This window comes from Sphaerochaeta globosa str. Buddy, assembly GCF_000190435.1.
Classification (GTDB): domain Bacteria; phylum Spirochaetota; class Spirochaetia; order Sphaerochaetales; family Sphaerochaetaceae; genus Sphaerochaeta; species Sphaerochaeta globosa.
This window is the reverse complement of record NC_015152.1, coordinates 487,889-512,171: the sequence shown is the minus strand read 5'-3', so window position 1 is coordinate 512,171 and position 24,283 is coordinate 487,889. Positions and strand designations below refer to the sequence as shown.

The following is a 24,283-nucleotide window of genomic DNA, read 5'->3' as shown; positions in this document are numbered from 1 at the left end:
ATAATAACAGTACACTCTTTCAGTGTCAATATTGACAAATATTACTATTTTGTAATAATTATAAGCCTATGTTATGTAACCAAGGAGGGAGACGTTGAAGCCTCCACAATCCATACAGATCACAGCACTGGGCTCATACAGCCCAATTCGGGTGGTCACCAACGATGAACTTTCACACAGGGTCGACACCAGCGATGAGTGGATCCGCAGTCATACAGGAATCGGGCAACGGCATTTGGCAGCAGAAAACGAGACAACAAGCGATCTTGCCTGCAAGGCTGTTGAGAATATGCTTGCACTGTACGGCAGAAGCGCCGACCAAATCGACGGTATCGTCGTGGCGACCGCTACGCCCGACTATCCCGGGTTTCCTTCCACCGCCTGCCTGCTTGCCCAAAGACTGGGCATTACCGGCCCCGCTTTGGACATCAGTGCAGGCTGCACAGGCTTCATCTATGCCCTTGAGGTAGGTCGGGCCATGATTGTATCCGGGGCTATGAAGAATGCTCTGGTGGTGGGTTCTGAAACCCTTTCGTCGGTTGTCGACTGGGATGACCGCAATACGTGCGTGCTCTTCGGAGACGGGGCGGGTTGCGTCCTGCTTGAAAGCAAGGAAGAGACCGAAGGAATTCTGGATACGTACCTGAAAGCGGAAGCAGCGGGAGCCGATGCTCTGGTCATCGACCAAAAGAGCCGTACGATACAAATGGATGGCCGCTCTGTCTACTCGTTCGCAGTCCGCTCCATCAGACATACCATTGAGACCCTGCTGCAAAGAAACACCATGACCATTGACGATATTGCCTGGATCGTCCCGCATCAGGCAAACCAACGTATCATCGCCGCATGTGCAAAACGGTTGGATATCGATGTTCAGAAATTCTATTTGAACATCGAACAGTATGCAAATACCTCGGCTGCTTCCATTCCCCTGGCTCTTGCAGAAATGCAGGAAAAAGGATTGCTGAAGGATGGACAAAAGCTGTTGCTCGTCGGCTTCGGGGCGGGACTCACCTATGGAGGAACACTACTGACATGGCACCAATAATCGCACTCTACCCAGGCCAAGGCTCACAAAAACAAGGTATGGCCATCGACCTCTATCATGCAAGCGCGAAGGTACGTGAGCTCTTTGCCCTAGCAAGCGATGTTGCCGGCAAGGATTTGTTCAACCTCCTATCCGAGGGTAGCGAACAAGAGCTGACCAGCTCCGCCCAGATGGCCATAACGCTGGCCAGTTGCTCTGCACAGATTCGCCTTCAGGAGTATGGCATCCAATCCAAGGTCCATTGCGGCTTCAGTCTTGGGGAGCTTTCGGCATACCGTGCAGCCGAAATATTTGATGATGAAACACTCTTCACGATTGTAAAGCAAAGAACCAAGTTGATGGACGAAATGTCACAAAAGGCACGTCTTTCCTTAGGAGATCTCGGGATGGCGGCCATCATTGGCCTTGACTATGAGGCAGTGCTAGAGGTACTACAAGAGCTCGGTTTGGAGGGTTTGTATGCCGCCAATGACAACGCGCCCAACCAGGTGGTGCTTTCAGGTCTGAGCGAGAGCATTGCCAAAGCCAAGGAATCCTTTTTGGCAAAAGGGGCGAAGCGTTTTATTGCACTCAAGGTCTCAGGGCCCTTCCACACGCCCTTCATGGAGGAGGCAAGCAAGCCTTTCAGAACCTTTTTGGATGGACTTGTCATGCACGATCCAAGCCACCTGGTTCTCTCCAGTGTAGATGGCCAGAGCATCACCAGTGCAGAAGATGCACGAAGGCAGCTCAGCCTACAGCTGGCACGACCGGTACGATGGACAAAACTCATGCAGAATATCAAAGCAATGGCTGATGCCGATATTGCAGAAGTCGGATACGGGACAGTCCTGAGTGGGCTGTGCAAGAACAATGGAATACAGTCATCCTGCCTCAGTCTGGGTGAAGAGACAACAATACAAGCATATGCAAAGGAACGAGCAGTATGAGCGAACAGAAACATGCCTTGGTAACCGGAGGCTCACGGGGAATTGGAAGGGAGATTGTAAAGGTCTTGCTTTCGGAGGGCTATGCAGTTTGGTCCCTCTCCCGCAGCAAAAGTGAGGAGCATGAGAACCTGCATCACGTTGGATGCGACATGGCTGACCGAAGCAGCGTCGAAGCGGCTTTGGAGACCGTGATAAAGGAAGCAGGAACGCTGGATGTTTTGGTCAACAACGCAGGTATCACCCGTGATGGCCTGATCATGCGCATGAAGGATGAGGCCTGGGACGAAGTGCTGGCGGTCAACCTGACTTCGGTTTTCCTCACCTGCCGCAGGATATCACGGCTTATGGCCAACCAACGCAAGGGCTCTATCATCAATATCTCCAGTGTGGTGGGAATCATGGGTAACGGCGGACAGACCAACTACGCAGCCAGCAAGGCGGGGATCATCGGTTTTTCAAAAAGCCTTGCCCGCGAGCTTTCGGCCCGCAATGTGAGGGTCAATGTCATCGCTCCTGGTTTCATCGATACGGCAATGACCGAAGTACTGTCTGAGACAATCAGACTGCAGATTGCTACTCAGATTCCGCTCGGGAGAATCGGAAAAGCAGAGGAAGTTGCCAATGCAGTAGCATTTTTGGCGTCTGAAAAAGCATCCTACATCACCGGCCAAGTGTTGGCGGTCGATGGCGGCATGGCAATGTAAGGGGAGAACGATATGATTGAACTTGAACGAGTAGTAGTAACCGGTATGGGGACCGTAAACCCCTTGGGAACGAGCATCACGCAGTTCTGGGCCAATATCAAAGCAGGTGTTTCGGGTATTGGACCGATTACCAAGTTCGACACCACCGACTACCCTGCAAAGATTGCCGGGGAGGTACGTGATTTCGATCCCTCTGATTTGCTGGACCGCAAGGAAACACGGGGAATGGCCGACTTTACCAAGTTTGCCGTGCATGCAGCGGTGCAGGCCATGCAGCAGGCGGATTTGGACAAAGGCGGATATGATCCGTACCGAAGCGGAGTCTACCTGGGAAACGGAATCGGTGGCTTCGAGGTTGTTGGGGAAAACATGGCAAAGCTCTTTGAGCGTGGACCTCATGCAGTTGCCCCTCTGACCATTCCCAAGCTTATCAGCAATGAGGCCGCCGGCAACATTGCCATCCATTACAACTTCAAAGGGCCCTGCCACACCACCGTCACTGCCTGCGCAAGCGGCACCGATGCCATCGGGGACGCCTTCAACGCCATCCGCTACGGTCAAGTCGATGTTGCCCTAAGCGGCGGTACCGAGGCTGCGATAACCAAGCTCAGCGTTGCTGGTTTCTGCCGCCTCCAGGCTTTGGCGACCAAGTACAACGATACACCTCTGATCGCCAGTCGTCCTTTCGATAAGGAGCGCGATGGATTTGTCATGGGAGAGGGAGCGGGTATGCTCGTTCTCGAATCGCTTTCCCATGCAATGGCTCGTGGAGCTACGATTCTGGGTGAAATTGCCGGCTACAGCATGACCTGTGATGCCTACCACCTCACCGCCCCGAATCCTGACGGCGAAGGAGCCGCCAGAGCTATGAAAGCCGCCATTGCAATGGCCGGGGCAAAACCTGAGGAGGTTGACTACATCAACGCCCACGGGACCAGTACCGCCGCCAACGATTCAATGGAGACCAAAGCTATCAAGAGTGCGTTTGGAAGCCACGCTTACAATCTCAAGGTCTCATCCACCAAGTCCATGACCAGTCACCTCATTGCTGCTGCTGGTGCTGTGGAAGCGATTGTGTGTCTGCTCGCTATCAGGGATCAGTACTTCCCTTGTACGCTGAACCTGACAAATCCAGACAGCGAGTGTGATCTTGACTATGTACCAAACCACGGAAGAGAGGGTACAATTCGCTATGCTATGAGTAATTCGCTTGGGTTTGGAGGGCATAACGGTGTGCTCGTCTTCAAAGCCTATACACCATTGTAAGGAGTGCTGACAATGTCTGAAGTATTTGAATCGCCAGTTGATTTGATTCCTCACCGAGATCCGTTCATTTTTCTTGATGAGCTCTTGGAGGTCGATGACAAGCATACGGTGGCCAAACGTGTGTTCACAGCCGACCACTTCTTTTTCAAGGGACATTTCCCCGGCTATCCGGTTGTTCCCGGTGTTATACTGGTTGAGACTATGGCCCAATGCGGTGGTGCGGGTTTGGTCCAGGAGGGGATTCTTCCTCATGGCGCTTTTTTCGTTCTGGCTACTATTGAGAAAGCAAAATTCCGGGCTCAGGTCCGGCCTGGTGATACAGCCATCATTACGGTGCAAAACACCCGGGTTTCCCAGGTCATGGTCCGCCAGTGCGGTACCATCACCGTCGATGGGAAGGTAGCCGCCGAGGCTACCTGGATGTGCATCGTCGGCGACAATAAAGCATAAAAGAGGCAGATGTGATTATTACCAAGAAAGTGTTGAGAAATGTGAGCCTTACCGCCCACCCTGTAGGGTGCAGGCGGTATGTCGAAGACCAGATCGCCTGGGTGGAATCGCATGCCAAACACAGCACACAGGAGCACTATCCACAGATAGAGAATCTCCCGCTTCCCAAGCGGGTGCTCATTCTCGGAGGTTCGACCGGTTACGGTCTCTCGTCGCGTATTGTCGCGGCGTTCGCCAATGGGGCCGATACAATCAATGTAAGTTTTGAGAGGGAACCGAGCGAGAATAAAACGGCAACCCCGGGCTGGTACAACACGATGGCGTTCGAGGACATAGCAAAGCGTAAGGGCTTGAAAGCCAGTTCGGTTTTCGGTGATGCCTTCAGCACGCAAGTCAAAGAAGCAGTTGCCCAAAGAATCCAGGATGAGTTGGGCCAAGTCGACCTGGTCATTTATTCGCTTGCCAGCCCCCTTCGGAATGACCCGGCAACCGGTCAGACGTACAAGTCGGTCCTCAAGCCTATCGGTAAAACCTTCTCAGCGCTTTCGGTGGACTTGGAGAGTGAAATCGTCAAGCAGGCAACCATCGAGCCGGCAACCGAAGAGCAGGTCACTGAGACGGTGAAGGTGATGGGGGGAGAGGATTGGAGTCTGTGGATCGACTTCCTCTTGAAGAAACATCTGCTTGCCAAAGACGCCATGACTGTTGCCTATTCCTACATCGGCCCGAGAATCACCTACCCCGTCTATCGTGAAGGTACGATTGGAAAGGCGAAGGAACATCTGGAGAACAGCGCAGCACAGCTCACAAACAAGCTCAAGGCCATCAACGGCAAGGCGTACGTGTCCGTCAACAAGGCGTTGGTCACCCGGGCCAGTGCAGTCATTCCCGTAGTTCCCCTGTACATGGCGCTGCTGTACCAGGTGATGAAGGAGAAGGGCTTACACGAACACTGCACCCAACAAATCTATCGTCTCTTTACTACCCTGTTGTATTCCAATAAGGCAATCCCCACCGACAGCGAAGGCAGAGTCCGTGTAGATGACTGGGAAATGTTGAGTGAAATCCAGCAAGAGGTCGAGAGACGTTGGGCCTTGCAACAAGAAGGCAAACCACTTGTCCAAGGAGACTTGGGCGGTGTCTGGGAAGAGTATGAGCAGATTCATGGCTTTGGCTTCTCTGATATCGATTACACCAAAGACGTAGACCCAAGGATTGTATAACAAGCATAGGGGCCCGAAAGGGCCTCTTTGTTTTGGCCAAATTACTATCATTTACTTTCTTTTTATTCCTAACTCGGTATTTTTATTAGGTATATATTCAAATTTATTGTAAAATCTCACAATATCTTAAAACTCACTCATAGTCCTTGCATTCTCAAAAAGGATGTGCAGAATTCATACAAATCTGTATACTCAAGCCATATGAACCAGTTCCTCTATGAGACCCACCTCCATACCAAGGAAGCCAGCGCCTGTTCACTAAGCTGGGCTTCTGAGTATATTGCACCCTATTTGCAGGCCGGTTACGCCGGTATTATCGTTACCGACCATTTCTTCAACGGCAACTCATCCATATCCCGTTCCCTTCCTTGGGACCAACGTATCCAACAGTTCTCTATGGGATATGAACATACAAAGCAAGCCGGTGATGAAGCAGGCCTCTCCGTATTCTTTGGCTGGGAGCACTCTTTTGGCAACGATGAGTACTTGATTTATGGCTTGGACAAGACATGGCTGTTGAGCCATCCCCAGATTATGAAATGGAATCATCAAGAGCTCTTTGAGGCTGTGGACAGAGACGGGGGACTTATGATTCAAGCACACCCGTTTCGCGAACGCTTCTATCTCGACTCCATACAATTGCATCCCACCGTTGTGCATGGCGTTGAAGCGATCAATAGAGAGAATGAACATGAGAATGACCGAAAGGCTTGTGCCTATGCCAAGAGATACAATCTTTCCATGACCAGCGGCAGTGATATCCACGACGCTTCAAAGGTCGGGCCTGCGTGCAGGGGTATGGCTTTTAACTATCCATTGCAATCCATCGGGGAGTTTGTAGAGGCAGTCAAACAGCAGAAGGGCTACGATCTGATCGCTGAACCCGAGCGTATTGCAAAACCCCAACAAGAGACTACCACTATTCCAATCTATCTGTATGAACCTGAAAGCAAGGTAAGAGAGATTGCTTGGCAACAGCTTTAAGGCATTCTACACTTCAAAACAAGGAGCACGCCATGAACAACGCTCGTATGCTTGCCACTTTACTTGATAAGACGATTGCCTTTGACAGTCCCGACTCACGCAGAATCGCACACTTGGTAAAAGTACATGGGTATGCCCGCTCCATCGGATTGCTCGAAGGCCTCGATGATAGGACTCAATTCACCTTGGAAGCAGCAGCGATTGTGCATGACATCGGCATAAAGGTCTGTGAAGCCAAGTATGAGGGAAAGAGTTCTGGAAAGTTGCAGGAGATCGAGGGACCTCCGCTAGCATTGGAATTGCTTGCCAGCTTGGGATTCGCTAGAGAAATTACAGATCGGGTTGCCTACCTGGTAGGTCATCACCACACCTACACCGACATCCAAGGTCTCGATTATCAAATTCTTGTAGAAAGTGACTTCCTGGTAAACCTCCAGGAAAAAGCCATGGACAACCAAACTATCAAGACCACGTACGAACAGATTTTCAGGACTGAGACGGGAAAGCGTTTCTGCAGGATGTTGTTTGGCTTTGAAGCAGACTAAGTATATTTGCATTCCCCATAGCACAAATTTAGGACTTTAGTATTGGGCTCACTCAATTTCTGAAATCCAGAAGTCACAAATCATTACATAATCCTTGAAGTGTCCAACCAGGTATCGTATTCTAGTACTACCAAACTATCTGGAGGACGCAATGAATAAAGCATACGTCTCCCTCATTATTATCAGCTTGTTGGCACTCACACTGGTACTGACCGGGTGTGAAGAATCCATCGAGAATGCAGACACTGGTTTGATTGAATTCACCGTTCCAGACATACAGGATACTCGCCATTACTATTTCAGAGGAGCACACACCACTGACGATAGTTATTTTACACAAGCAAGTTATGAAGCTGATGTTCTGTCGGATAATAGCGGTGAGTTCACTACCGGCATTCTGAATGTGGGATCATGGGTATGTGATGTGTATGAGCTTTACAGCGCCGTTGGAGCAGGTGCGACTCTAGAAACCACTAACATCATCAGAAAACAGGAAAATATCGCTGTTACGATTACCAAAGATACTACTACAGAAATAACGGTTTCTCTGAACTAAACACATTTGTGGCCACAAGCGAGTATTCAATGATTGTAGGTAATTGACACACTAACGATTCTTTTGCGAATAAAGTGCATATTACGTGTACCTTTTAAGTCATTTTTAATTTTTTTTCTCCATATTGTTGACTTTCTAGCAACAGGCACGTACTCTTGGTTAGGGGGCAACGAAATCTATGGGAACTCTTTCCTTTGAAGAAGTAGGAAACACAATCAAGAGGATCTTGGATGAGCAGGATATGACCCAACAAGCACTCGCCACAGCAATCGGTGTCTCCAAGCAAGTAATGAATAAGATAGTCGCAGGTAATAAAGCCATCAACGTAACAGAAATATCGTCCATTGCTACAGCTTTAGGAACAACTGTTGACGTGCTCCTTGCTCCGTCAGGAGTAATAAAACAATCAGATTTTCTTGATTGCCTGAATCATATCCAGAACCAACATACACGAGAGAAGCTGCTGTTCTTGGCCGATGTCATGCAGGAAATTCTCTACTTGGAGGAAGTCGTTGATGCAAATCACAACACAGAAAGCAAACGGTAACTCCTTTTTGGAAATGCAAGCACAAAATAAGCTGGCTTCCTACTACAAGCAGAACACCATCCTGCAAGATCAGATTTTTGATATCCTCCAGCTCCATAGCAGGGTGCTGTACTATCCACTGGACGATGAGAGTATTGGGGGATACTTCTCTCATCTCCAGGGTGAAACCTTTGTGTGCATCAATACCTCTCTCAGCTATGAAGAGCAAATACTGTCAGCTGCTCATGCCCTCTACCATATCTGGTATGACCATCGAGAGGGGGTTCTGCTGGCAGCCACCCTTGAAGAAACCAAACAAGAGCTTACTCCCAACCAGCAGCAGGCCAATCAATTTGTCAGAGCCCTACTGTTGCCTGAACTGCTTCTCATTAAGGAAATGCACCTGCATGCTATGGAACCCAAACTGAAAGACCTTACAGACATTCTCAAACTTGCCCGAATCTTTCTCGTCCCTTTTCATACCATGGTTAAGCGGTTGGAAGAGATTGAAGCAATTTCCCAGAAAACCTACCTTTCTTTATTGAATCTTGATAAGAATCAACTAGGATTGTGGAAGAAGAGGCTGGGCTTGGATTCAATAGAACGCACTAACAAAATTTCTTTGGACAGTTTGGTCGAATACGCTGTTCGTGCGTATGAACTGCACCAGATTACCTTCGAGCGGTTGGAATACTTACTCTCTCTAGCATGCTTGCAAGCTGGCGAAGTAGGCATTACGTCGCCTGAAAAACCACAGACTCCATCAGAAGAGGAACTATCGAGGCTGATCACCCCTTAAGGAGCCGATATGGGAACCACTGTGCCTATGCTATTCCTCAAAATTCACTTGGCTATACGTCCTCTCTAGCCTATCATGAAGCCAAGGAGAACTCTGTATGCATATTGTGCTGCTCTCTGGAGGCTCGGGAAAGCGGCTTTGGCCACTATCCAACGAAATACGGTCGAAGCAATTCATCAAATTCTTCAAGCAAGAGGATGGAACCTATGAATCCATGCTCCAGCGGGTCCATCGCCAGATTCGCGCTGTCGACCCAAATGCAACCATCACCATAGCAACCTCAAGCACCCAAGTTTCCGCCATTCACAATCAGTTAGGCAAAGATGTCGGAATATCGGTGGAGCCCTGCCGGCGCGACACCTTCCCGGCTATTGCCCTTGCAGCTTCCTATGTCCATGACATCCAGGGTGTGGGAGAAGAAGAGGCCGTGGTGGTCTGCCCTGTCGATCCCTTCGTCGATGACGACTATTTCTCGATGCTTGAACAACTAGGACTGCAAGCCCAGCAAGGAAGCGCCAACCTGGTACTCCTTGGTATCACACCGACCTACGCAAGCGAGAAATACGGCTACATCCTCCCTAGCGATACCCAACAGGTGAGCAAGGTCTCCACCTTCAAGGAAAAGCCCGATAGCAGCACCGCTCAAACCTACATCGACAAGGGAGCAGTATGGAATGCAGGAGTATTCGCCTTCAAGCTGGGTTACCTGCTCAAGAAGGCACACCAGCTCATTGACTTCACCGATTACCACGACCTGTATGCAAAATACGAAACCCTTTCAAAAATCAGCTTCGACTACGCTGTCGTCGAACATGAAAAAGCTATCGAAGTAATGCGCTATAGCGGACAGTGGAAGGACCTTGGAACATGGAACACCCTTACTGAAGCCATGAGTGAACCCATCATAGGCGAAGGGCGTATGGACGAAGGCTGCAGGCAGGTACACATCATCAACGAGCTGGATGTGCCTGTATTGGCAATGGGACTGAGCGATGTAATCATATGTGCCAGCGCCCAAGGCATTCTCGTCTCGGACAGGACCAAATCCAGCTTCATCAAACCCTTCGTCGACGCCATGGAGCAGAGAATCATGTTCGCAGAAAAGTCGTGGGGAGATTTTAAAATCTTTGATGTAGGGGCAGAGAGCCTGACGATCAAACTGACAATAAAGGCCGGCAGCCGGATGAGCTACCACAGCCACCAGAGGCGATCTGAAGTGTGGACTATCATTGAAGGAACCGGCCAAGTGGTACTGGATGGACAGACACTCGAAGTACATGCCGGCTCAGTTGTAACCCTAAGCGTGGGCTGTCGCCATACTATTATCGCGTTGACGGAGCTCACCTTGATGGAAATCCAAATCGGGAAGGACATCAAAACTGAGGACAAGCAGGTATTTCAGCTTGATTGACTAAAACGATCGAATCGCCCTGACGACCAAAAGCTCACTCTTCTCAACCCGGCCCTGCACCAGAAAAGTCGTTTCCGATCTCCGTTCCCGCTTACAATGCGAGACCCTCACACCTCCAACTTGCCAAGGTTTCGGTGCTTGCCGGTACAACTTCCAAATACCTCCAACAATCAGCGGGATTTATGAGTGTAGTGCACCTAGTAAAAGGAGAAGAGCCGGAAAGTTAACCTCTCAGCTCACTCATCTGCTCTTCGGTCAAAGGCCGTATCGGCAGATTCCTTCCCAGGTACCAGAGCTTAGCACTCTCCTCAAACTCCTCTGCATTGAACATGGCTTCTTGCAGCGTAGGGCCGCATACAATTAGACCATGGTTCTGCATGAGATAGGTAAAGTATTGAGGCTTAGCAAGAATATCGGAGGCTATCAGGGGGGAACCTGGTTTTCGGTAGGGAAGAATTCCCACCTTGCTGACCTTCATCACAAAGTAAGGGGTGAAAGGAACAAAGGGCTCTCCATCCTTGAGACCCTCACAACTTGCCAGCAGGGTTGCATACGTGCAGTGCAGATGCACCACCGCCTTAGTCTGTGGATGAGATGCATAACAGGCGAGGTGGAACGGTACTTCCTTGGTGGGAGCCTTCCCTGAAAGGAGTGTCCCCTCCTTGGTGAAATGTGAAACATCTTCTTGTTTGAGCGAGCCAAAGGAAGAGCCGGTGGGGGTGGCAAGGAACGTACCATCGTCGAGCACTACCGACAAGTTGCCTGCACTTCCCACAACAAATCCCCGTTGGTAGAGACTGTGCGCGACTTCAGATACCATCTGTTTCATCTCAGTGATTTCCATCGTACATCTCCTGCGCTTTCAATAGGAACTGCTCAGAACCAAAGTTACCGCTCTTCAGTACCAGCTGATACATCCCGTCCAGTGACCGCACCCAGGAAACTCCGGGATCTATCATTTTCCCGATCAGGTACGCATCGATTCCCAACGTGGTGGCAACCACCCCGCTTGTCTCCCCTCCGCCTACTATGAAGTTCTGAACCCCCTGCTTTGCAAGCAGTGCCGTCAGTCGGGCAAATAGATGTTCTATAGCCGAGGAAATATCAACAGCACCAAATTTCTTGCGATTCTCTGCAAGTTCTGAGGGTGAGCGTGTTGCATAGACAAGGGGTGCCAGATGTTGATTTTGGTGCTGTAACACCCACGCTTCTACAGCCTTGGCGTACTCAGGATTATCAAGGCATTCTTGTTCATCGATGCTCAATGAGGGAGCAAGGTCCTTATAGAAAGCAACTTGCTTTTGCATCATAGCCGAGCAGGACCCTGCAATTACAACGCCCTTTCGTTTCTCTACGACAAAGGTTGTATCGGAGCCCAAGGATATCTTTGCATCTGTTCTCCACAGCTGGGCAATTCCCTGGGCAAGACCCGAGCCTCCGGTGACCAATACAAAATCTTTGGTCGCCTCAGCAATGACGGTAAGGTCTTCGTCCCTGAGGACATCGACAATGATATTGTTCACTCCCTCTGCTTTCAAACCTTCTATCGCGTGACGAACTGCAACGCTTCCCTTCTCAATGACATCGTAGTAGATGTAACCGCTCTTAGCGGGACTTTGGGAGGCGAGAATTCTTGCCAATTTGGAATCATGCATGGGATTCAGTGGATGGTGACGCATCGGGGAGTCACTGAGCAGTTCATCGTTCACAAACAGATACCCATGGAATACCGTTCTTCCATTGACTGGAAGGGCCGGACAGATAAGGGTGGCCGAACATCCCAGCGCTTCTCTGAGCGCATCGGCTATCGGACCAATATTGCCCTCGGGCGTACTATCGAAGGTGGAGCAGTACTTATAGTAGAAACGGTCGCAGCCTGATGACTTGAGAAAATCCAGAGCATCAAGAGCTTGCTTGACAGCCTGCTCCTTGGGTATGCTGCGAATCTTCAGGCTCATGACGATGGCATCGCAGTCACCTACTCCGGCAGGCCGACTGCACATGACCGTCCTCATTCCCCCGGCGACCAGAAATCCTGCAATATCCACAGAGCCGGTAAAATCATCGGCGATAACTCCCAAACGCATGCTAAATCCTCCTGTCTCTCTACAGGATACCCAAAAGCTGAAAGCTTGCAAGAGGATTTGTGTTCAGCTGGCGAGCACTACCACGTAATTCTTTCCATATTTCTTTGCGCACTCGGGACAAGTGGTGTACCACATATACCAGGTATGGATGGTAAACCCTTTATCCTTGGCCAATTGCTCGAAATCCTTGCACCAAATGGCCGTGTCCTTGAAGGGACCTTCATACACATTGGAAAGGAACTTGCCTTCAAGCTTGATGGGCTTGAGACTGTCGATTTCCTTGTCGATGGCAATGAGGACTTCCATGGTCCACCGAGAAACATGATTGCTCAGGGCGATGTTACCCACCACTTTGGCACCCGCACCCTCGATGGCTGCTTGGGCTTTCGTCATGACAGAACCAAAGTTTAGGGGGATGTGATTGAACGTACGAACCTTTACCTTCATAAAGAACTGGTTGTCAAAGGAAACAAATGTCTTTTCCCATGGTTTCGGATCAAAGGGGGGACAACAAACTTGCTCTTCCATAAATTATTAACCTCTAATAATTTAGAATACACCACCAAAAATCAACCAGCAAGCTGTACACCCATGGTTATGAAAGGATTGGTATTTGTATTTCGGTGATGAAGCGATTGCTGTCCCGTTCGACGAACTGATCGAGGATATTGAAGTTCACTTCCCAATCGGCCAAGCGGCGTCCTTGTGCATGTTCCCGAACATAGGCAATTCGCTCATGTATCGATTCGTAGGAGCCTTGATGATAGGCACAGAGGAACTGCCCGCCTGGGAGTATGAGGGCCTCGGGTGGTTTCTCTGAAGCAAAGAGATATGCACCAAAGGACTTCTCCCTGCCATGATAGAACACCAGGGTAGGATGGAAGTAAAAAACATCCGACCCATACAGGCTCTCCTCGGAGCCGATATTCAGGTAGTAGCGGTCACTAAAGGTTTTGACTGTGATGTGCTGGAGGTCCACCAAGGGGAGCTGTTGCTTGATGAACTCAAGTTTGCGCCCAATGGTAGCATCGATATCGATGAGTTCATTCCATCGCCTTTTTAGTTCCTGGGACTGGTCGTGCAGCTTTTGCATGGTATGTTCGAGGGTTCTGCTGTCCAGATACTGGCCTATTTGTTTCAGCGAATACCCCAAACGCTTGAGATAGCGAATGGAAGCCACTTGATAGATTTGGTCGAACTTGTACAGCCGGTATCCGCTTTGCATATCCCGATGCGCAGGTACCAAAAGGCCGATGGAATCGTAATACCGCAAGGTCTGTACATCGATGGCAAAAAGATTGGCAAGCTCGCCGATGGTAAAGTAATCCTTCATAGAGGCATTCTAACGCTTGTCCCGCTCGTACGGAAGGCCCAGTGCTGCAGGGTCGTGTCCCTTGCCCATCGAAAGCAGCAACACCAACACCGTCACCACATAAGGCAACATGGTGAAGGCTTGGGAGGGAATGGCCGAACCGATGGTTTGCAGACGGATCTGCAAGGCTTCAGCCGAACCGATTACCAGGGCGGCAACCAATACTCCCACAGGATTGCGCCGGCCGAGGATAACTGCAACCAAGGCAATGTAGCCCTTTCCCGAGGTGAGGTTTTCCATGAAGAAACCTAGCTTTACCAGTGTCAGATAGGCACCCCCCAGACCACCTAATACCCCATTGGCCATGCAGGCCATGAAGCGAACGGTATTCACCTTGATGCCGGCGGTATCGGCTGCACGAGGAGCCTCCCCTACTGCATGGAGGATGACACCCCACTCAGTCTTATAGAAGAACACCAGCGAGAGGACTACCATCACGTACAGCACATACACAAAGGGATCCTGGGCGAACAGGGCTTGGCCGATGAGGGGAATCCTGGAGAGCAGGGGAAGAGCAACCGGCTTGAGGACTTGTATCGAAGGGAGGGTGGTCGTTTTGCCGAACTGCAGCAGAAACAGGAAGCTGGTCAAACCAAGGAACAGGAAATTCAACGCCAAACCGGCAATGGTCTGGTCGGCTTTGCACCGAAGAGCCAAGAAAGCATGCACAAGGCTCGCCCCTACCCCTCCCAGTATGCCGGCAAAGACTGCGAGGTAGATGTTTCCGCTCTCAAACATAGCCCAGAAGCTGAAGTATGATCCGCTGAGCATGATGGCTTCCACCCCGATGTTGCTTACCCCCGCCTTCTCGCTGATCGTCTCCCCCAACCCGGCCAGGGCAATGGGGGCAGCCATACGCACGGTAGCGGCAAGAAAGGTGGAGAGTACTACCAGTTCCATCCTAAGCCTCCTTGCACCCGAACAGTTGCTTGCGCGAAAGAATCATAATGACCACCAAGCCCATAATGATGGAGGCAATCGAGGTGGGAACTCCGCTTGAGCGCTGCATGGACATGCTGCCCACCTGCAAGGCAGCGATGCCCAGGGAGGCAAACACGATGCCCACCGGATGGTTGCGCCCCAACAGAGAAACAATAATGGCAAGGTAGCCGTAACTGGGGCTGATGCCTTCGATGAGCCGGTGGTGCAATCCTGCAATCTCCGACACCCCGGCAAGCCCGCTCAAAGCTCCGCTGATCAGAGCGGATATGATCACATACTTACTGGCTGCAATACCGCTGCACTGACATGCACGTGCATTTAAACCCACCGCCCGCATGCAAAACCCCGGTGTTGTCCGAAACATCAGCAAGTAGACCAACGCAGTGCAAACCAAAGCTAGCAAGAGTCCGACATGCAGGCGGGTGGGAGGAAGCAACTGAACAAAATTGGTCGAGACAGGAAGCATAGGAGACATGGGATAGGGATAGGTCGGGTCCTTCAGCGACGTACGCACCAGAATGCCCACCAAATTAATGGCTATGTAATTGAGCATGATGGTGTTGATAACCTCCGAGAGTCCGAACTTGGCCTTCAGGAGGCCGGGGATCAAAGCCCAAAGACCTCCGGCGAGAGAACCGAGAACCAGGGCGAGAGCAATCATCAGGGGTGCGGGCAGGGAGGGAAACGTCATGCCAAGCCAAGTGATGGCAATGGCTCCCAAATAAATCTGTCCCTCGGAACCGATATTCAGAAAGCCGGTACGAAAGCCTACCGAGACACCCAGCGCTGCAAGCATAAGCGGGGTTGCACGGACCAGTACTTCCGCCATTGCATAGGTTGAACCCCCTATTCCACGAAGAAAGCTTACCAACGAGGTTGGAATGTCGCTTCCCACCATGGCAATAAGCAGAAAGGAGACAAGAAGGATGACGACTATCATGACAATGAAAGAGAGAACGACTCTTCTCATACAATCCTCCGTGTCTTGGAGCCAGCCATCAGAAGGCCCAAGTAGGTCATGTCCACCTTGCCGTGCTCAATAACATCCATAATTTTCCCTTGATACATGACGGCGATGGTGTCGCTGAGACTGAGGATTTCATCGAGGTCCGAAGAGATGAGCAATACCGAGCAACCTTGAGAACGCAAGTCAAGCAGGATGGAGTGAACCTCCTCGGTACTGCCGATATCCAACCCCCGGGTGGGCTGGCAGGCAACCACCACTTTCGGCTGGTCGCCCAGTTCCCGAGCCAGAATCAATTTTTGCTGGTTTCCTCCTGAGAGGTAGCGCACCGGTGTGGAAAGGGATGCTGTTTTGATGGAATAGGAGGAGACAGCTTGTTCGGTTGCCTCCTGCAGATACCGGGCATCGATAAGGTGATGGGGCTTGCATGCATGCTTCCGGTATAAAGAGAGCAGAAAGTTTTCCTTCAGGTCCATATCCAAAACAAGGCCGTCCTTGAGCCTGTCATCGGAGATATACCCTATGCCCAAGGCTTTACGTGCTTTTACGCTCAGATGGTGCAACGCAGTGTCATCCAGGGTAATAGTTCCGCTTTGGATGTTCTGCATACCCAGAATGACTTCGGCTAGTGCTTTTTGGCCATTACCGTCCACCCCTGCTATACCGACGATGGATCCAGCGGGAATCGAGAGGGACAACGGCCCCAAAGAACCGTTTTTGCTTTGGATGGAGTCAAGCTGAAGCCCTTTTCTTGCATAGGAGAATGGCAGGGCTTTCCGCTCTATCTTTTGCAGTCTGCGCCCGATCATCAGCGACGAGAGTTCTTCTTCATTCGTCTCTTTGGTCAGCACCTCTGCCGCATTCTTGGCAGAACGCAGTACGGTAACCCGGTCGGTAATGGCCAGTACTTCGTCGATGTGATGGGTGATGATAATGACCGAATGGCCTTCTTCCCGTAGGCGCCTGAGAACAATGAAGAGGCTTTCCACCTCCTGAGGGGTCAGGACGGCAGTCGGTTCATCCAAAATAATGAGCTTTGCATTACGGTAGAGCACTTTCATAATCTCCACCCGTTGTTGAGCACCGACTGAAAGCGAACTCACCAAAGCAGAAGGGTCTACGGCCAGGTTGTAGCGTTCGCTGAGAAGCCGGATGCTTTGGTCGAGCTTTCGTGCCTTGACGAAGGGATAGCCTTTGCTTTTCAAACCGAGGGTGATGTTCTGTCGCACAGTCAGGGTGGGCACAAGCGTAAAATGCTGATGCACCATCCCGATGTGATGGGCAATGGCATCCTTGGGACTCTTGATGCTTACCGGTTTTCCGTCAAGCTCAATGGTACCCCCGTCTGCCTGATAGATGCCGTAGAGAATGTTCATCAGGGTGGTCTTGCCCGCCCCGTTTTCGCCAAGCAAGGCGTGAATCTCCCCTTTTTCCAAGGTAAAATCCACCTGTTCATTGGCCATTTTGCCAAAGAACTGCTTGTCGATCTTGGACATTCTCAAAGTCGGCATGCTGACTCCTTGTTACTTTGAACGGGTTTCGATCAAGGGTACCTTGAAACTTCCCTTCAGGATCTCAGTCCGCTTGGCGGCAATTTGGTCTTTCACCTTTTGGGGAATCTTGGCTTCAAAGCTGTTGTAACCGGAAATATCCACAACCCCGTCCTTCATGCCCAGGTTGAAGACTCCGCCGACGTAGGAGTTGCTCATAACCTTCTCCACAGCTGTGAGCACCAAGGCCGGGACGCTGTAGATGGTCGATGCCATTACGGTAGCAGGAGCTATCGAATTCTGGTCATACGAGTCACCGGTAGAGAGCAATCCCCGTTCCTCGGCGGCCTTTATAACGCCGGTCCCTGCCTGGTTGGCACAGTGGGAGAGCACATCGGCTCCCTGGTCGGCCATGGAAAGGGCTGCTTCCTTGCCCAAGGCAACGTCGGTGAAGCTGCTTACGTACGCTTCCAATACTTTGATGGAAGGATTCACACTTTCTGCACCCAGTTTGTAGGCTTCCAATACCTTGATGATGGAGGGTTGCTCAAAACCGCCGACAATACCGATGACACCGCTCTTGGACATGGAGCCTGCGAGCATTCCCATCAGGTATCCCGCTTCCTCACAGGCCATCACATACGAGGCGGCATTCTGGGAGAACGTATTCGACTCGATGGCCATGAACTTGGTATTGGGGAACTGGGCTGCGATGCGTACAGCCGGTTCACCGAACTGGAATCCATGCCCGATAACCAAACCATACCCCTGTGCAGCGTAGTCACGGAAAGCAGCCTCGCCGTCTGCAATCCCTACGTTCTCAGAGTAAGCCGTCTCGATGTTGAACTTCTCTTGTGCTTCCTGCAACCCGGCAAAGGCGACTGCATTCCACCCTTGGTCATTGGCAGGACCACTTAAGAGCAGTGCAACCTTGAGCTTTCCACTAGAAGTACTTCTTTCCGCCGCTCCTCCTGCTGTGAGCATCATCATGCTCAGAGCCAGGACCAAACACACTAACAGAACTGTTTTTTTCATGGTTCTTCTCTCCTCTATTTCAACCAAAGATGGTAGGAAACTGTGTGCGCAGGCGTTCGGTGCACGCCTTTTCTGCCTGCACGGCAAGAGATTTTTCGTCAATATTCAGCAATTGTCCGTCTTGAAAGACTACATTGCCTCCGACCATGGTAAGAGCCACTTCGCCCGAGACCCCACAACGCGAAAGCAGGTTCCTCGGGTCGTGCAGGGTTCCTGCAAGTTCAAGTCGGGAGACGTCTATGGCAAACAAATCGGCAGCTTTGCCTACCTCAAGAGAACCGATGTCCTCACGTCCCAGGGTTTTGGCACCGTTGATGGTGGCCACCTTGAGCATGTCGTACGATGAGGGAGCCCCTCCGCGTTCCTTGCTATGGTAGGACTGGGCAAGGTAGGCCATTCGAAGAGAATCGAGGAGGTTGGAGCTGTCATTCGTCGCCGATCCGTCACAGCCGAGGGAAACAATCATTCCCGCTTTCTGCATGGCTGGGATATCGATAATCGGAAAGCCCCCCAGCACAGCCGGGGCAGGACAATGGGACAGGCCGGTTTTGGTACTTCCCAGTAAGGAATATTCATCCTTTTGCAGCTCCCACCCATGGGCATACCAAACATCACTTCCGATAAAGCCGATATCCTGCGCCCATGCGAGGGTGCGCTTGCCAACACGATCAAGCATGATGGGGTTTTCCCCTTCCCCAAGATGGGTATGCAGACGAACGCCCAGCTTTCGAGCCAGAGCAAGGGATTCGGTGAAGGTCTCCTGGTAGCTGTTGATCGGCTGACACGGGGCGACAACTATCTGGGACATGCTGTTTGGATTGGGATTATGATACGTCTTGATAAGCCGTTCACAGTCAGACAGGAATTCGTCGGTGGTTTCCAGCATTTCGTCGGGAATGGTGCTGCCTTTGCTTTTCTCCAAGGTGTTGCATCCCCGTCCAGCGTGGTAGCGGATACCCAGCAATGAGGCAGCTTCCATCTGGCGGTCGACGGCACTTTTGCCGGTCTTCTTCGTATAACAGTACTGATGGTCGAAGGCAGTGGTACAGCCATGCTTGAGCAGGTCGGCCATTGCGGTAAGTGAAGAGTAGTAAATAACTTCGCTGTCGACCTGGGCAAAAATGGGATAGATCAAATCCAGCCAATCGACAACCAGGAGATTGGGATAGTCTATGGTGACCAGGTTGCGGACAAAGGTCTGGAAGAAATGGTGATGGGTGTTTACCAAGCCAGGATAGAGAAAGTAGGAGCTTCCATCCAACACTTCACAGCCTTCGGAGGGAAGGTTCTTCCCAATCTGTTTGATCTGATACCCATCGATGAGCATATCACTGTCGTAATATACAGTATCCAAAGCATCACAGCTTACTATTGCCCGAGCGTTCCGAATCAGTTTCTTGTGACCCATCGTTCTTCACCTCGCTAGTGTGATGGGTTCACGATAAAGCCTATAGTTACTATAGGGTCAAGAGAAAGGTTAAAATATTACTCGTTATTAATTTTACAATAATTCTTCAACATGAATAGCATTTCATTGCATCGAGAACCATATTAACGTACTATATAACTATATTTTGCAATATTATTACATAACGGAGATAACATGCTTTTAGAGTTCAGTGTTTCCAACTATAAATCGTTCAAAGACGAATGCATTTTCTCTTTGGTTCCTGCGCCTAAACAGAAGGGATTGGATTACAGTATATTGGCGGAAACAGCAGGCAAGAAGACGTATAAAGGCCTCTGCTCCGCTGTGGTATATGGGCCGAATGCTTCAGGAAAAACCAATATACTAGGGGCCATGGAGACGTTTAAGAGTATCGTATTACGTGGTCATATCAGAAATGTTGAAGTCAAGAATCATCCAAACACAGCCGCTTCCAACTTAGAATTGATTCCAAACAATGATGCAAAGGGAAGCAGTCCCGTCACCTTCTGCCTACGTTTTATTGAAAAAGGAATGCTTGTTACCTATAGGCTCTCACTTGATCTTGGAGTCTTTCTCGCAACAAATCATGCCAGAAGAGTTCTATCTGAGCAGTTACATATCAATGAAGAACTTGTCTTTTCCCGGACCGATACCTTGGAAATTGGAAATCTCATGCCTATCGCTTCCTTTTTGGTCAACGCCTATGTACCAAATGCAGAAGGGGCGAAAGCCTTGGCCATGAACAATCTCCATGCTCAGGAGCTCTTTTTGCTGAATGGGTTCAAGACCATGTTCAGCGCAAAGCTGGTCTACTTGATCACCAACTGGCTGGAAAAATCATTGCTGGTAATCTATCGCTCTGATACCTTGAACGTAATAACAAGCAACAAACAATCTCTCTATATCGAGAAAACCTTGAAGGAGGCTGCACAGCAGTTTGGCATAAGCGCCAATTCACTGGCGTATGTATCCCAAGGATCGCAGACAGAAGCTAAACTCTGTTCCCTGTTTGAGGGAGAAGGGAAAACGAATGCAATCCCAATTGAACTCTATGAATCCTACGGAACTGTACGGTTCATCAATATATTTCCTCTTGTTCTTCAAGCACTGATGGAGGGAGGTACCCTTGTCGTTGATGAATTCGATGCATCTATTCACCCTTTGGCTTTGATGAATATCATCAACTTATTTCACAACGATGAAATCAATATCAATCATGCCCAACTGATCTTCAACACCCATAATCCAGTATTCTTGAACTCGAATGTATTCAGACGTGACGAGATTAAGTTTATTGAGCGTGATGAATCCACCCATGCCAGCACCCTTTATGCCCTTTCCGATTTTGGGACCGTAGGCAAAGAAGGAGTAAGAAAGAATCAGGATTACATGAAAAACTACTTTGTTGACCGCTACGGCGCAATCAAATCGGTAGACTTTACACCTATCTTGGAAAACCTGCTTGCAGGTAACCAAGAGGTGTAACATTGAGGAAAGAGACAAGAAAATACTATTTTTCTGTGGAAGGAGAGACAGAACAGCGGTATCTGGTTTGGTTGCAATCAAAAATCAACAATTGTGATAGAGCATGGTAATCAAGCATTCTTTCCAATATTGGAATACACACTTGATGCAGGTCAATTCAGAAAGCGTCAATGTTGTCAGCAACCTAGACAACACAGGTATTCTGCAGTATCGTCTTTTCTAAACACAAGGGAGTAAGTGTATGGAGAGTAGTCCACGCATTCTTGGAAAAACTGCAGCGGTCGCAAGCCTTGTCATGCTTGTGCTTATACCAACCCAAATCATTGTTTTCAGTCTTCACCAACCACCGACGGCAGCCAAGCTTTGGTTCGACCTGTTTGCAAAAAACTGGCTGTTGGGACTCATAGAAATGGATTTGCTCTACCTTATCGACAATGCCCTAGTTGCCCTTGTCTACCTGGGATTGTATGAGCTCTTGAAAGAAAAACATCGTGCCCTCATGCAGATAGCGCTGCTTTTGGGCTTTATCGGCATCGCCGCCTATTACAGCAGCAACCCAGCCTTTGAATTGTGGGAAGCACAGAGAAAGTATATGGCGGCCACTTCGCCTCTAGAACAACAGAACTGGCTGATCATAGCCGAATCACTCATCCTGCAGTGGAGGGGAACGGCCTTCAACTCCTACTACATCCTCAATGGAATCTGCCTCATTCTCATCTCGTATGCCCTATTGAAGAGCGAACTTCCCAGGAAGATCGGCATCATCGGACTGGTCAGCGGCATTCTGATGAGCATTCCGTCGACAGCAGGAATGCTGGGCTTAGTGTTCTCCATCCTTTCACTCATACCATGGCTGATCTTCCTAGCCCTGCTACTGAAGCCACTGGGGCGAATGCGCTAAAACAAACGTTAGCTCGCAACCACCAAATAATGCACGATTCCCGTCAAGGCTCCCAGAACCAGCAAGATAATGGGACCTAGCGGAACCTTCTTGTTGTTCAAGGCAATAAAGGCGACAATAAATACGCCTACGGCAAAGAAATCGGGTTTGGAAAAGGAAAGCAGAGCGAGTTGCAACAGGGAAATGCCTGCAACAAAGATTGCCGACACCACTACCGGCCTCACGCCTTCCAGCACCCGCTTGAGCAAAGTCTGCTTGCTGTACTTCTCGTACAGTTTGGCCAGAATGAGCATGATGATTACCGAGGGAAGAATATTACCAAGCGTGGCTGCAAACACCCCGGGGATTCCTGCTACTTTCATTCCTACAAAGGTTGCAGAATTAATGGCGATGGGACCGGGGGTCATCTCTGCAATGGTCACCAAATTAGCAAATTCCACAAGCGTGAGCCAGCTGTGCAAATCTACCGTCTGAGCCTGAATGAGCGGCATGGCTGCATAGCCTCCGCCGATGCTGAACAATCCTACTTGGAAAAAACTGACAAACAATGCTAACAGAAGGTTCATTCTCGTCCCTCCTTCTTCAGATCAAGCAGGCTTTTTCCAATCGAGAAGAGAACGATTGCTACCATGACCAGCATGATATTGACCTTCAGTACATACAATGCAATGAAACTGATTGCAAACAGGACTATGGCCAGTACATTCTTTTTTTGCAGAAAGGGCTTGAACAATGCCCAGGTAACCTGCAACACAATGGCTGCAACGACAGGTCTCATACCATGAAAGGCTGCCTCAATCCAAATATTATCCTGTACTGCCTGATACCCCAGGCTCACCAGGGTAAGGATGATCATGGGAGGAAGCACGGTTCCGAGTACGGCAACCAAGGCTCCGGCAGTTTTGGCAAGATGGTAGCCGACCATCAACGAACCATTGACCGCAATAGGACCGGGTGAGGATTGGGCTATGGTGACGAAATCGAGCATCTGCTCGTCATCGATCCATCCGAGTTTCACCACCATTTTCTTTCGCATCAGACTGATAATGACAAAACCACCCCCGAAGGTGAACAAGCTGAGGCTGAAGGTAGTCCAAAAAAGCTTGAGATAAAACCGAAGGTTTATCTGCGGCTTTGTTTTCTCCTCCCTGATCATTTCCACTTTCATCATGACCTCCTCATCGCTTGGGCAACCATCTGAAGCCTTTGTATCGCATATGGGAAAAACTCCTGCATCGAAGAGCAGAACTTGTAGCCTGACTCACTGCGATACCGTTTGCAACCACCGCGGCAGAGCATCCTCCACTGACATGTTGCACACACATCAGTTCGATTGGGTGAATCCTCGATGAACCGAAGCTTTGAGCGTTTGGCATCAAGTTCTGCAAAGGAGTTTTCCACAATAGTTCCAAGGCTTTGATCATCGGTACAGTAAAAGTCACAGGGGTAGATGTTGCCGTTGCTCTCCACTACATAGTTGGCGGAGCAAATCCCGCCCATATCACAGCTTTCAGGAGGATAGCCGAGAAGCATCCCCACCAAGTTGTCGAAAAACCGGATCGAGACCGGCTTTCCCTGCTGCCACGAGTCGAACCACAGGTCAAACAGCTCCTTGAGGAACTGTGCGTATACTGCAGGGGAAAGATAGTTCTTATCACCATCAAGGGGATCCATGCAGGCAATGTACTGATGGTAGTAGACTTCATGGTTTACCAAGTAGGTATAGGCCTGCTTGATATTCTGGGCCAGCTCATTGGTCACCACCGAAAGGACGTTGAACTGTACGCCCTCTGCTTTCAGCAAGGCAATGGTTGCAGCAACCGACCTGCCGCTACCCCTCTTGTGGGCATCATAGCGGTGTAGGTCATGCAGACGTGGACTGCCGTCGAAGGAGACACCGACCAGAAAACCGTGTTCCTTGAAGAAGCGAGCCCACTGAGTATCCAGCTTCAGACCATTGGTCTGAAACGCATAGGTAATCGTGTGGCCTTCGCTCTTGTGCAAAGCAACCTGCTCTACAAACCGTTCAAAAAACCCTAAGCCTGCCAAGGTAGGTTCACCACCCTGGAAGACAAAACTGCAATGCTTGGCCTCTGAAAGACTCTTTTGAATGAAAAATCCGTATTTGCACACGGGA

26 protein-coding genes are annotated in these 24,283 nt (G+C 50.0%); 14 read left to right on the top strand and 12 right to left on the bottom strand.

Annotated features, from left to right (window positions below; translation table 11 throughout):
* The first annotated feature begins 94 nt into the window (after positions 1–94).
* From SPIBUDDY_RS02355 to SPIBUDDY_RS02300, 12 genes are all read left to right on the top strand, one after another.
* The gene (locus SPIBUDDY_RS02355) at positions 95–1,048 is read left to right on the top strand and encodes a beta-ketoacyl-ACP synthase III (protein ID WP_013606158.1); all 954 of its coding nucleotides are present in this window, start codon (positions 95–97) and stop codon (positions 1,046–1,048) included.
* Positions 1,036–1,977: an ACP S-malonyltransferase gene (locus SPIBUDDY_RS02350; protein WP_013606157.1), complete on the top strand. Its 942-nt coding sequence runs from the start codon at positions 1,036–1,038 to the stop codon at positions 1,975–1,977. Before SPIBUDDY_RS02355 ends, SPIBUDDY_RS02350 begins: the two co-directional genes overlap by 13 nt.
* Positions 1,974–2,681 carry a 3-oxoacyl-[acyl-carrier-protein] reductase gene (gene fabG, locus SPIBUDDY_RS02345; protein ID WP_013606156.1) on the top strand — a complete coding sequence of 236 codons (708 nt, stop codon included), beginning with the start codon at positions 1,974–1,976 and terminating at the stop codon, positions 2,679–2,681. The genes SPIBUDDY_RS02350 and fabG overlap by 4 nt, the downstream gene beginning before the upstream one ends.
* 12 nt (positions 2,682–2,693) lie before the next feature.
* Positions 2,694–3,947, top strand: a complete 1,254-nt coding sequence (gene fabF, locus SPIBUDDY_RS02340; protein WP_013606155.1) for a beta-ketoacyl-ACP synthase II — start codon at positions 2,694–2,696, stop codon at positions 3,945–3,947.
* 12 nt (positions 3,948–3,959) lie between these two features.
* Complete coding sequence (gene fabZ, locus SPIBUDDY_RS02335) at positions 3,960–4,397, top strand: 3-hydroxyacyl-ACP dehydratase FabZ (protein WP_013606154.1); 438 nt, start codon at positions 3,960–3,962, stop codon at positions 4,395–4,397.
* A gap of 11 nt (positions 4,398–4,408) precedes the next feature.
* A complete protein-coding gene (gene fabV, locus SPIBUDDY_RS02330) occupies positions 4,409–5,620 on the top strand; it encodes an enoyl-ACP reductase FabV (RefSeq protein ID WP_013606153.1) in 1,212 nt (403 codons plus the stop codon).
* Positions 5,621–5,821: 201 nt separating this feature from the next.
* Positions 5,822–6,604, top strand: coding sequence for a PHP domain-containing protein (locus SPIBUDDY_RS02325; RefSeq protein WP_013606152.1), 783 nt, complete (start codon positions 5,822–5,824; stop codon positions 6,602–6,604).
* A gap of 32 nt (positions 6,605–6,636) precedes the next feature.
* Complete coding sequence (locus tag SPIBUDDY_RS02320) at positions 6,637–7,149, top strand: HD domain-containing protein (protein WP_013606151.1); 513 nt, start codon at positions 6,637–6,639, stop codon at positions 7,147–7,149.
* A gap of 151 nt (positions 7,150–7,300) precedes the next feature.
* Entirely contained in the window at positions 7,301–7,705 is a 405-nt protein-coding gene (locus SPIBUDDY_RS02315; RefSeq protein ID WP_013606150.1) for a hypothetical protein, read from the top strand.
* A gap of 178 nt (positions 7,706–7,883) precedes the next feature.
* The gene (locus tag SPIBUDDY_RS02310) at positions 7,884–8,252 is read left to right on the top strand and encodes a helix-turn-helix domain-containing protein (protein WP_013606149.1); all 369 of its coding nucleotides are present in this window, start codon (positions 7,884–7,886) and stop codon (positions 8,250–8,252) included.
* On the top strand, positions 8,221–9,030 hold the full coding sequence (locus SPIBUDDY_RS02305) for an ImmA/IrrE family metallo-endopeptidase (protein ID WP_013606148.1): 810 nt from the start codon (positions 8,221–8,223) through the stop codon (positions 9,028–9,030). Before SPIBUDDY_RS02310 ends, SPIBUDDY_RS02305 begins: the two co-directional genes overlap by 32 nt.
* Before the next feature lie 97 nt (positions 9,031–9,127).
* Complete coding sequence (locus SPIBUDDY_RS02300) at positions 9,128–10,441, top strand: sugar phosphate nucleotidyltransferase (RefSeq protein WP_013606147.1); 1,314 nt, start codon at positions 9,128–9,130, stop codon at positions 10,439–10,441.
* Positions 10,442–10,664: 223 nt separating this feature from the next.
* On the opposite strand, the gene SPIBUDDY_RS02295 is transcribed toward SPIBUDDY_RS02300, so the two are convergent.
* The 9 genes from SPIBUDDY_RS02295 to SPIBUDDY_RS02255 form a co-directional block, all read right to left on the bottom strand.
* Positions 10,665–11,285, bottom strand: a complete 621-nt coding sequence (locus tag SPIBUDDY_RS02295) for a class II aldolase/adducin family protein (RefSeq protein ID WP_013606146.1) — start codon at positions 11,283–11,285, stop codon at positions 10,665–10,667.
* The gene (otnK, locus tag SPIBUDDY_RS02290) at positions 11,272–12,528 is read right to left on the bottom strand and encodes a 3-oxo-tetronate kinase (protein WP_013606145.1); all 1,257 of its coding nucleotides are present in this window, start codon (positions 12,526–12,528) and stop codon (positions 11,272–11,274) included. The genes SPIBUDDY_RS02295 and otnK overlap by 14 nt, the downstream gene beginning before the upstream one ends.
* A 63-nt stretch (positions 12,529–12,591) precedes the next feature.
* Complete coding sequence (locus SPIBUDDY_RS02285) at positions 12,592–13,056, bottom strand: hydrolase (protein ID WP_013606144.1); 465 nt, start codon at positions 13,054–13,056, stop codon at positions 12,592–12,594.
* A gap of 67 nt (positions 13,057–13,123) precedes the next feature.
* Complete coding sequence (locus tag SPIBUDDY_RS02280; RefSeq protein ID WP_013606143.1) at positions 13,124–13,861, bottom strand: MerR family transcriptional regulator; 738 nt, start codon at positions 13,859–13,861, stop codon at positions 13,124–13,126.
* A gap of 9 nt (positions 13,862–13,870) precedes the next feature.
* A complete protein-coding gene (locus SPIBUDDY_RS02275; RefSeq protein WP_013606142.1) occupies positions 13,871–14,800 on the bottom strand; it encodes an ABC transporter permease in 930 nt (309 codons plus the stop codon).
* A gap of 1 nt (position 14,801) precedes the next feature.
* Positions 14,802–15,812 (bottom strand): ABC transporter permease, encoded by a 1,011-nt coding sequence (locus SPIBUDDY_RS02270; protein WP_013606141.1) that lies wholly within the window; start codon positions 15,810–15,812, stop codon positions 14,802–14,804.
* Complete coding sequence (locus tag SPIBUDDY_RS02265; protein ID WP_013606140.1) at positions 15,809–17,317, bottom strand: ABC transporter ATP-binding protein; 1,509 nt, start codon at positions 17,315–17,317, stop codon at positions 15,809–15,811. Before SPIBUDDY_RS02265 ends, SPIBUDDY_RS02270 begins: the two co-directional genes overlap by 4 nt.
* Before the next feature lie 12 nt (positions 17,318–17,329).
* Positions 17,330–18,331, bottom strand: a complete 1,002-nt coding sequence (locus SPIBUDDY_RS02260) for a BMP family protein (RefSeq protein ID WP_013606139.1) — start codon at positions 18,329–18,331, stop codon at positions 17,330–17,332.
* A gap of 19 nt (positions 18,332–18,350) precedes the next feature.
* Entirely contained in the window at positions 18,351–19,739 is a 1,389-nt protein-coding gene (locus SPIBUDDY_RS02255) for an amidohydrolase family protein (protein WP_013606138.1), read from the bottom strand.
* A 195-nt stretch (positions 19,740–19,934) separates the two neighbouring features.
* Here SPIBUDDY_RS02255 and SPIBUDDY_RS02250 point away from each other — a divergent pair, with 195 nt between their 5' ends.
* Positions 19,935–21,245: an AAA family ATPase gene (locus SPIBUDDY_RS02250; protein ID WP_013606137.1), complete on the top strand. Its 1,311-nt coding sequence runs from the start codon at positions 19,935–19,937 to the stop codon at positions 21,243–21,245.
* Positions 21,246–21,486: 241 nt separating this feature from the next.
* A complete protein-coding gene (locus SPIBUDDY_RS02245; protein ID WP_013606136.1) occupies positions 21,487–22,146 on the top strand; it encodes a DUF4386 family protein in 660 nt (219 codons plus the stop codon).
* Between the two features lie 8 nt (positions 22,147–22,154).
* Here the strand turns inward: SPIBUDDY_RS02245 and SPIBUDDY_RS02240 are convergent, their stop codons facing one another.
* Genes SPIBUDDY_RS02240 through SPIBUDDY_RS02230 form a run of 3 tightly spaced genes read right to left on the bottom strand, consistent with a single transcriptional unit; the run spans position 22,155 to position 24,279 of the window.
* Positions 22,155–22,712, bottom strand: coding sequence for a chromate transporter (locus tag SPIBUDDY_RS02240; protein ID WP_013606135.1), 558 nt, complete (start codon positions 22,710–22,712; stop codon positions 22,155–22,157).
* The gene (locus SPIBUDDY_RS02235; protein WP_245523798.1) at positions 22,709–23,317 is read right to left on the bottom strand and encodes a chromate transporter; all 609 of its coding nucleotides are present in this window, start codon (positions 23,315–23,317) and stop codon (positions 22,709–22,711) included. The genes SPIBUDDY_RS02240 and SPIBUDDY_RS02235 overlap by 4 nt, the downstream gene beginning before the upstream one ends.
* Complete coding sequence (locus SPIBUDDY_RS02230; protein ID WP_041380510.1) at positions 23,314–24,279, bottom strand: SPASM domain-containing protein; 966 nt, start codon at positions 24,277–24,279, stop codon at positions 23,314–23,316. The genes SPIBUDDY_RS02235 and SPIBUDDY_RS02230 overlap by 4 nt, the downstream gene beginning before the upstream one ends.
* Positions 24,280–24,283 lie beyond the last annotated feature (4 nt).

Bases quoted from the DNA above. Each gene is read 5' to 3' on its own strand.
- SPIBUDDY_RS02350 (WP_013606157.1), top strand. From the start codon at position 1,036: ATGGCACCAATAATCGCACTCTACCCAGGCCAAGGCTCACAAAAACAA.
- fabG (WP_013606156.1), top strand. From the start codon at position 1,974: ATGAGCGAACAGAAACATGCCTTGGTAACCGGAGGCTCACGGGGAATT.
- fabF (WP_013606155.1), top strand. From the start codon at position 2,694: ATGATTGAACTTGAACGAGTAGTAGTAACCGGTATGGGGACCGTAAAC.
- fabZ (WP_013606154.1), top strand. From the start codon at position 3,960: ATGTCTGAAGTATTTGAATCGCCAGTTGATTTGATTCCTCACCGAGAT.
- SPIBUDDY_RS02325 (WP_013606152.1), top strand. From the start codon at position 5,822: ATGAACCAGTTCCTCTATGAGACCCACCTCCATACCAAGGAAGCCAGC.
- SPIBUDDY_RS02320 (WP_013606151.1), top strand. From the start codon at position 6,637: ATGAACAACGCTCGTATGCTTGCCACTTTACTTGATAAGACGATTGCC.
- SPIBUDDY_RS02315 (WP_013606150.1), top strand. From the start codon at position 7,301: ATGAATAAAGCATACGTCTCCCTCATTATTATCAGCTTGTTGGCACTC.
- SPIBUDDY_RS02310 (WP_013606149.1), top strand. From the start codon at position 7,884: ATGGGAACTCTTTCCTTTGAAGAAGTAGGAAACACAATCAAGAGGATC.
- SPIBUDDY_RS02305 (WP_013606148.1), top strand. From the start codon at position 8,221: ATGCAAATCACAACACAGAAAGCAAACGGTAACTCCTTTTTGGAAATG.
- SPIBUDDY_RS02300 (WP_013606147.1), top strand. From the start codon at position 9,128: ATGCATATTGTGCTGCTCTCTGGAGGCTCGGGAAAGCGGCTTTGGCCA.
- SPIBUDDY_RS02295 (WP_013606146.1), bottom strand. From the start codon at position 11,285: ATGGAAATCACTGAGATGAAACAGATGGTATCTGAAGTCGCGCACAGT.
- otnK (WP_013606145.1), bottom strand. From the start codon at position 12,528: ATGCGTTTGGGAGTTATCGCCGATGATTTTACCGGCTCTGTGGATATT.
- SPIBUDDY_RS02285 (WP_013606144.1), bottom strand. From the start codon at position 13,056: ATGGAAGAGCAAGTTTGTTGTCCCCCCTTTGATCCGAAACCATGGGAA.
- SPIBUDDY_RS02280 (WP_013606143.1), bottom strand. From the start codon at position 13,861: ATGAAGGATTACTTTACCATCGGCGAGCTTGCCAATCTTTTTGCCATC.
- SPIBUDDY_RS02275 (WP_013606142.1), bottom strand. From the start codon at position 14,800: ATGGAACTGGTAGTACTCTCCACCTTTCTTGCCGCTACCGTGCGTATG.
- SPIBUDDY_RS02270 (WP_013606141.1), bottom strand. From the start codon at position 15,812: ATGAGAAGAGTCGTTCTCTCTTTCATTGTCATGATAGTCGTCATCCTT.
- SPIBUDDY_RS02265 (WP_013606140.1), bottom strand. From the start codon at position 17,317: ATGCCGACTTTGAGAATGTCCAAGATCGACAAGCAGTTCTTTGGCAAA.
- SPIBUDDY_RS02260 (WP_013606139.1), bottom strand. From the start codon at position 18,331: ATGAAAAAAACAGTTCTGTTAGTGTGTTTGGTCCTGGCTCTGAGCATG.
- SPIBUDDY_RS02255 (WP_013606138.1), bottom strand. From the start codon at position 19,739: ATGGGTCACAAGAAACTGATTCGGAACGCTCGGGCAATAGTAAGCTGT.
- SPIBUDDY_RS02250 (WP_013606137.1), top strand. From the start codon at position 19,935: ATGCTTTTAGAGTTCAGTGTTTCCAACTATAAATCGTTCAAAGACGAA.
- SPIBUDDY_RS02245 (WP_013606136.1), top strand. From the start codon at position 21,487: ATGGAGAGTAGTCCACGCATTCTTGGAAAAACTGCAGCGGTCGCAAGC.
- SPIBUDDY_RS02240 (WP_013606135.1), bottom strand. From the start codon at position 22,712: ATGAACCTTCTGTTAGCATTGTTTGTCAGTTTTTTCCAAGTAGGATTG.
- SPIBUDDY_RS02235 (WP_245523798.1), bottom strand. From the start codon at position 23,317: ATGATGAAAGTGGAAATGATCAGGGAGGAGAAAACAAAGCCGCAGATA.